Source organism: Micrococcus sp. HMSC31B01 (assembly GCF_001816085.1).
GTDB lineage: Bacteria > Actinomycetota > Actinomycetes > Actinomycetales > Micrococcaceae > Micrococcus > Micrococcus luteus.
Window position 1 is genome coordinate 1 of sequence record NZ_KV825113.1, and the last position, 6,461, is coordinate 6,461.

9 protein-coding genes are annotated in these 6,461 nt (G+C 71.6%); all 9 read right to left on the reverse strand.

Going from position 1 to position 6,461, the window contains the following annotated elements; all coding sequences use genetic code 11:
- On the reverse strand, positions 1 to 1,084 hold a 1,084-nt coding region (locus HMPREF3105_RS06110; protein WP_070708984.1), incomplete at its 3' end, for a TrbL/VirB6 family protein.
- Positions 1,085 to 1,124: 40 nt separating this feature from the next.
- Positions 1,125 to 1,394, reverse strand: coding sequence for a DUF6112 family protein (locus HMPREF3105_RS06115; protein ID WP_020627604.1), 270 nt, complete (start codon positions 1,392 to 1,394; stop codon positions 1,125 to 1,127).
- Positions 1,395 to 1,475: 81 nt separating this feature from the next.
- Entirely contained in the window at positions 1,476 to 1,742 is a 267-nt protein-coding gene (locus tag HMPREF3105_RS06120) for a DUF6112 family protein (protein WP_043281856.1), read from the reverse strand.
- Positions 1,742 to 2,917 (reverse strand): M23 family metallopeptidase, encoded by a 1,176-nt coding sequence (locus HMPREF3105_RS06125; RefSeq protein WP_020627602.1) that lies wholly within the window; start codon positions 2,915 to 2,917, stop codon positions 1,742 to 1,744. Before HMPREF3105_RS06125 ends, HMPREF3105_RS06120 begins: the two co-directional genes overlap by 1 nt.
- Before the next feature lie 14 nt (positions 2,918 to 2,931).
- Positions 2,932 to 3,630 carry a hypothetical protein gene (locus HMPREF3105_RS06130; RefSeq protein ID WP_020627601.1) on the reverse strand — a complete coding sequence of 233 codons (699 nt, stop codon included), beginning with the start codon at positions 3,628 to 3,630 and terminating at the stop codon, positions 2,932 to 2,934.
- Positions 3,631 to 3,706: 76 nt separating this feature from the next.
- Positions 3,707 to 4,780 (reverse strand): ParB N-terminal domain-containing protein, encoded by a 1,074-nt coding sequence (locus tag HMPREF3105_RS06135; RefSeq protein WP_020627600.1) that lies wholly within the window; start codon positions 4,778 to 4,780, stop codon positions 3,707 to 3,709.
- A complete protein-coding gene (locus tag HMPREF3105_RS06140; protein WP_043281843.1) occupies positions 4,777 to 5,637 on the reverse strand; it encodes a serine/threonine-protein kinase in 861 nt (286 codons plus the stop codon). The genes HMPREF3105_RS06135 and HMPREF3105_RS06140 overlap by 4 nt, the downstream gene beginning before the upstream one ends.
- 80 nt (positions 5,638 to 5,717) lie before the next feature.
- Positions 5,718 to 6,149, reverse strand: coding sequence for a hypothetical protein (locus tag HMPREF3105_RS06145; RefSeq protein WP_020627598.1), 432 nt, complete (start codon positions 6,147 to 6,149; stop codon positions 5,718 to 5,720).
- A partial coding sequence (locus tag HMPREF3105_RS12685) for a helix-turn-helix domain-containing protein (protein WP_141762445.1) occupies positions 6,146 to 6,461 on the reverse strand: 316 nt, incomplete at its 5' end. The genes HMPREF3105_RS06145 and HMPREF3105_RS12685, both read right to left, overlap by 4 nt.

Sequence of the window (6,461 nt, forward strand, 5' to 3'; positions counted from 1 at the left end):
CGGCTCCCGCGCTGGCCGGGGCCGCAGCCGACGCACCGGGAGGAGGTGGGGGCGGTGTCGAGCCTCCGCCCGCGCCGCCTCCACCACTCGGCGGCTTGCTGCCCGGGTCGGTGCCGCCGTCGAGGACCTTCTTGGCCGTGTCGGCCTGCGGGGCGGACGGCACCGGCACGGGCCGGTTCAGCGCGGACTTCGCCTCCTGCTCGGACGACATCGCGTGGTACATGTCGAAGCCCACGAACGACAGGAACTTGTAGGTGATGTACGGGGCGAACGCGGCGATGAACATCAGCACGACGCCCGCGATCGGGTCGGAGATGGAGGCCAGGTCGGCCTCGATCGGGGCCGAGACCTGCCCGATCGCGACGAGGAAGATCACGACGAGGACGAGCTTGGAGAAGATCAGGGCGATCACGAACGCCGCCCACTTGGCGAACCAGCCCTTCGTCGCATCCCACGTCGCCCCGGCCAGGGCGACCGGGCCGAACACGACCGCCACCAGCAGCAGCGCCTTGCGGATCAGCAGGGAGAACCACACAATCGCCGCCGCCGATATGGCTAGGCCGGCGAAGAAGATCGTGAGGATCGCCCCGACGCCAGGGCCGCCGATGTTGATGGCGCCGAGGGCGACGGCGAGGAGCCCGATCTGGGTCCCCATCCCTTCCATCGTGTTCCCGGTGGCCTGCACGATCCCGACCGCGAGCTGATCGGTCACCTCCAACAGCAGCGCCGTCAGCGTGATGACGAGAAACGAGCCGAGGACGGACTTGGCGAGGCCGAGCGCGGCACGGGACAAGGCGGTCGGGTCGCGGTGGACCAGGCCGGTGATGAGCTGGAGGCAGAAGAAGATCAGCATCACGAACACGGCGACGCCGAAGAGGACGTTGTAGACGCCGACGTACTCGGCGCTCGTGACGTCGACGAGGGTCGTGGTGTCGAACACCCACCACACGGCCTCGAACAGCCACGCCGCCGCCCCCGCCATCGCCTGAGCCAGCCAGTCGAACGGGGCCGCGATCAGGGAGGCGGTGCCCTCGCCCACGGCGTCACAGACGGAGGAGATGACCGGGACGTCGCAGACGCTCACCGCGCCCACCCCCGCCGTCGGAAGTCATGTCGGGTCGTCATTAGACGGCCTGCCCGACGCCCCAGAAGAAGTTCACCAGCGTCACCGCCGCGCCGCAGATGATCGCCGCCCCGCAGCTCACGAGGACGCCGACCTTGCCGCGGCTGGCGAGGTGGGGGTTGCTGCTGTTCGATCCGAGACCCCAGACGATCGCGGAGACGATCAGGGCGAGGACGGAGAGGATCAGGCCCACCGTCATGACGGCGCCGACGATGATGCGCAGCTGCTCGATGCCCGGAAGGCCCGAGCTGTTGGGGTCGATGTCGATCACGGTTGTGCTCCCTTGACTGGTCGAGACGGGGTTCTCGACGGTCAGGTGCGCACTCGCTCCCAGCCGCACAGGCAAGGACGGTCAGAGCCGGGTGCCGACGTCCAGCAGGAAGTTGAGCCAGGCAACGCCGGCACCGGATAGCGCGGCGGCGCCGACCGCGACAAGCAGGCCGGTGCGGGCCTTGGTCGCTGCCTGGTAGTTGCCGGAGGCTCCGCTGATCGCCCAGATGATGGCGCAGACGATGAGCATGAGCACCGCGGTGACGAGCACGAACATCAGCAGCGCGCCGACGATGGAGCGCAGGTCTGCGGCGCCGCCCACGCCGCCGAAGTCGGGGAACACGTCCATCACGCGCCCCCGGCAGTGCACAGGGCGGGGGCGGCATCGCCGCCCGCAATCCCTCCGGCACCGTGTTCGGTGAGCCAGGCGTCGGAGTCCACCGGGTCCGCTCCGGCGCCGCCGGGGTGGATCTGCAGGTGGAGGTGCGGGCCGGTCGAGTGGCCGGAGGAGCCGACGTCTCCGATGTGCTGGCCCGCGGTCACGGTGTCGCCGTCGGCGACGTGGATGCCGTGCTGCCACATGTGCACATACATCGACGCGACCCGCTGCCCGCCGACGGTGTGCTCGATGACGATGATCCCGCCGCCTGCGTCGGTGTAGTTCGCGCGCACCACGACGCCATCGGCGACGGCGTAGATCGGGGTGCCGTCGGGGGCGGCGAAGTCCGAGCCTGCGTGGAAGCGTCGTTCCCCGGTGATCGGGTCGTTGCGCCACCCGAACGGGCTCGTCCGCACCCAGGTTCCCTCGGGAAGCGGGAACACGATCCTGGTCGTCTCGGGCACGACCGGTGTCTCATCCCCGCCGCCGTTGCCGGAGGGCGCGGGGCGGGTGAGGGCGTCGAGGATCGCCTGCGCGACTGGCTGGTAGTTCTGATACCTGTCCGGGTAGGCGCTGACCTCGACGGCCTGGGCGGCCTCGCCGGGGTCGAGCTGCTGCCAGCCGGGGATGTCGAGCAGCCCCCGCGGGGACGGGTAGTTCGGGCCGGACTCGCCGCCGTAGAACGCCCTGGCCTGGTAAGCCGAGTCCATGAGCTCGGCGACCGTGCCCCAGCCGCTGGCGGGGCGCATCTGGAACAGGCCGAGCGAGTCATGATCAGAACCGTTGCCGTCGTTCGGATAGTTCGCCGACTCGGGGTAGGCGCTGGTGTTGGCGAGCATCCGCAGGGTGGATTCGGTGAGGGCGGCCATGAGCGCGATGAGCACACCGTCGCGGCCGACGCCGGCGGTCTGCCCGCCGACCGTGATGATCGTCGCCGCGTGCGTGAGCTGTTGCCGGTTCAGCGTGACCGTCTCCCCGTTTCGGGTCGTCGTGGTCAGCGAGTCCGGGATCGGGCCGACCGCGAGTGAGCCGGGCGTGCAGACGGCGGCGGTCGCGGAGGTGCCGCCGAGCGCGGCGACGCCCAGCAGGGCCGTGGAGGGCCCGATGAGCAGCAGGGTGAGGGCGAGGACGGCGAGCTTCTTCATCACGACGCTCCCGGCTAGTGCAGCGGGTTGTCGAGCTCGGACAGCCGCAGCACCTCGCACGAACCTGATGCCGCGCCGTGGCCGGGCGTGGGCGGGTTGCAGACGAGGAACACGGTGAACGCGACCGGGCGGGACGCCTCCACCGGCGTCGTGCCCCAGGTGCCGTCGCGGTGCCTCGTGCCCTCGAAGGTGTAGGCGATCGCCCCGGCCGGGATCTGGCCGGGCGCGGCCTGGTCGACGGCGGTCTCCCACGCCTCCGGGATGAACACCTCGTCGATGGTGAGCCACTGGCGCGTCGCATACTGTCGCAGCTGCGCCCACGCCTCCACAGAAGGCAGGTAGGCGCGCACGTCGCCCACGAACGCATCCGCCTCGGAACCGTGGGCGGCATCCGCGAGCACCTGCGCATAGTCCGAGGGCGTGTGCCCGGTCGTGGTGTCCCAGGTGAACAGGGCGGTCGCGACCGCGCGGGCGAACGCTTCCGGGCCGAGGTTCTGCCGGAGCGACTCCAGCTCACCGCCCGGCATCGGGCCGGGCGTCACAGGCGCAGCCGTGGTAGACGGGCGTTCGCTCGACGCCGGGTCGGCCGCGGCGGGGCCGTGGACGAGTCCGTAGATGCCGACGCCGACGAGGATCAGCAGGGCGAGGCCTGCGGCGGTGGCGGCGATCAGCAGGCGACGACGGCGACGGTCATCGGGGGCGGCGGGGTCCATGAACAGGGGTCCTTCCCGGACGGCAACAGGGATGCGTGGTTGCCAGGAAGGTGCGCACCACCGCCCCCCGCCCTGTTCAGGCGGTCTGCTCGGCCCGGTCCTCCCGGGCGGCACGGGCGGCATCGGCGAACGTGACGGTGCCGGCGATCGTCTCCTCGAACCGGGCCCATTGCTCGGTGGTGAGTGCCGGGCCGACATCGGCGGGGTCGTAGTGCTCCCACCACGAGGCCATGTCGTCCCACGTCGCGGTGAACACGCTCAGCGGGAACGGCACCGGGACACCCGGCTCCACCGCCGTCAGCGCGGGCCGCTTCGCCTTCCTGCCGGTCTTGGCGGCCTTGACGCGGGCGAGCGCGGCCTGCGCCAACTGCTCCAGCTCCGCAGCCTTCGCCTCCCGCTCCGCCGCCCGCACCGCATCCGCTTCGGTGCGGGCCTGCTCGCGCAGCTCGGCGGGCTGGGCAGGGTCGGCGGCGAGCTGGTCGAGCTCCGCCAGCGACAGCTCCGCGTTCACGCGCAGATGCGAGGGATAGACGCTGCCGCCGGTCTTGATCTGCTCGACCTCCTGCGCGGCGCGCGCCCGCACCGCCTCGGGCTGGGACTCGTCCGCGGCGAGGTCTTCCAGCCGGCCGATGCGCTCCAACGTCGTGTAGGAGGCGCGGCCAGTGACCATCCGAGCAGCCTGCGCACGGGTCTTGCCCTGCTCGATCTGCGGTGGTGCCAAATTGGCACCACCGTCTTCTGCGTCGTCGGCGGACGCCTGGAACCGGGTGGCCTCCTGTCGGCGCGCGGCGTCCTCGGCCAGCAGGGCCTTCAGCTCGCGGTAGAGGGCGGCGGCTTCGAGCTGGGTGAGGGGCTTGTGGAGCTGGTTGTCGTCCTGCTCCGCGAGGAGCTGCCCGAGCCGGTCGGAGACGCCGGAGCGTACCCACACGTTGACGGTTTTGATGCCGAGCAGCTTGATCGCCGCGAGCCGTCGGGCTCCGCAGATCAGGTGCCCGTCGAGGGTGACCGTGATCGGCTGCAGCAGCCCGTGGCGGCGTATCGACTCGACCAGCGGGATCAGGTCGCCGTGGTCGTGCCTGTGCCGCGCGCCGACGACGATCGAATCGACGGCGCGCTCCAGCTCGATTCGGCCTTCCAGCGGCGTGCTCATCGCCCGCCGCTCCCGGCATCGAATCTGGGTGCGGCGAGCCCGGCGGTGATCACGAGATCGTCGTCTGTGAGGAGTGCGCGCAGCGGCTGGCCGATCAGCAGGCGGCGGAGCATTCCGCGGCCGGCGTTCGTGTGCGCGAGTGCCGGGTCGGGAACGCCGAGCACGGCCCGCAGCAGCGCCGTCCAGGATGCGCCGGGGAGGTCGAGGAGGGCGCGGGCTTGCCGGTCTCGGCGCAGCACCTCGAACGCCGACGCCCGCGAGGACGCCTCCGTGAGCCGGGCAGTGACGTACTCGACCGCGGCCCGCGCGGTCTCTGGCTCCCACCCGACCCGGGTGAGGAACGCGATGGTGTCCTCGATGGCGGCGGTCACGTTCACCGCTCGCTCGGGCGCCGGGTCCTCGTCGTCGGGCTCGTCGTCGGTGAATGGGTCGAACCGGAACGCGGGGTGGTAGTCGGGCAGCGGGTTCTCCCGATCGCTGAACCGCTCCGCATCGTGGAACACCGAGTAGCGGGGACGGCGGGCCTGGTGAACGGAGCACAGCAGCCCGTTGCCGCGCTCCTCCGCGGTGCACGTCACCTGCACCGCCCGCGTGATCACCGCCCACGGGTCCTCCGCCCGGCGGGTCGCGGCACCGCGCATCGCCTCGAATGCCGCGGACGCCGCCTCCCACGGGTCCAGTCCGTGTTTGCGGGCCAGCGCCGCGTACTTGCTCGCCGCGTGCTCCATGAGCGCAGCGGCCTCGGGGTCATGGCGCCACGCTCCGCGCCCCGCCTCGTGGAGGCGGGTGAGCAGGGCGCGCAGCGCTTCCGAATCGTCGAATCGTTCCCGCCGTTTGCGGGCCGTGGCAGTCTCCATGACGGCACCTCCTGACAGGCAGGTGCGCACACGGCCCACAGCGGCTTGGTTTCGCGCCGTCGCGCCGGGGGCGAACATGGTTACCCGAGCCCGATCCCGGAGCGAGACACCCAGGAGTAGTGCTCCCCGGACCCGCGGCCGAACGCCGTCACGGGCGGCAGCTTCCGGGCACGCTCGCTCACGAACCGGACACCAGTGCGCGCCCCGGTGCGCGCTGCCCGGTACGCCTGGCCGGGAACCCGGCGGGAGCGGCGGGCGAGCTCAGCCTGGAAGTCGATACCCCGTCCCGCAACCCTGGCCGAGCGGGAGACCATCAGGTCGGTCGGGCGCACCCACTCCACGCCCGGCCGTTGCTTCTTCGCCGCCTCCGTGGTGTCTTTGGTCAGCGACGGGTCGCGGTGCCGGGCGAGCGCCGAGGTCTCGCCCTCCCGCGGCGTCTCGTCGCGCTCCGGCCAGTCCGGGGCGCGTTCGACGCGCTCGTGCAGGGCGGTCGTGTGCTGGTCGTCGTTCATGGCGTCTCCTTCTCCTCAGGCCTCGTCAGTGCGGGCGGGGCCGTGAACCAGCGACCCACGGTGGAGGGGTGCACGCCCAGGCGCCGGGCGATGGCCTTGTTCGACCAGCCCTCCTCCTCGCGCAGGCGCGCTGCGAGCTCCCGGCTCGCCTGGCGCACCGGTCCGACCGCCAGCGGCGCTGGCGCAGCATCAGGCACGCGCTCATCAGGCGCAGGCTCCTCGGCGGGCTCGATGCTCGCGGGAAGGGGGCGGGTGAGGATCACGGTGAGGTGCGTGATCGCCAGCTGTTGTGGGTCATGAGGTTCTTGCCAC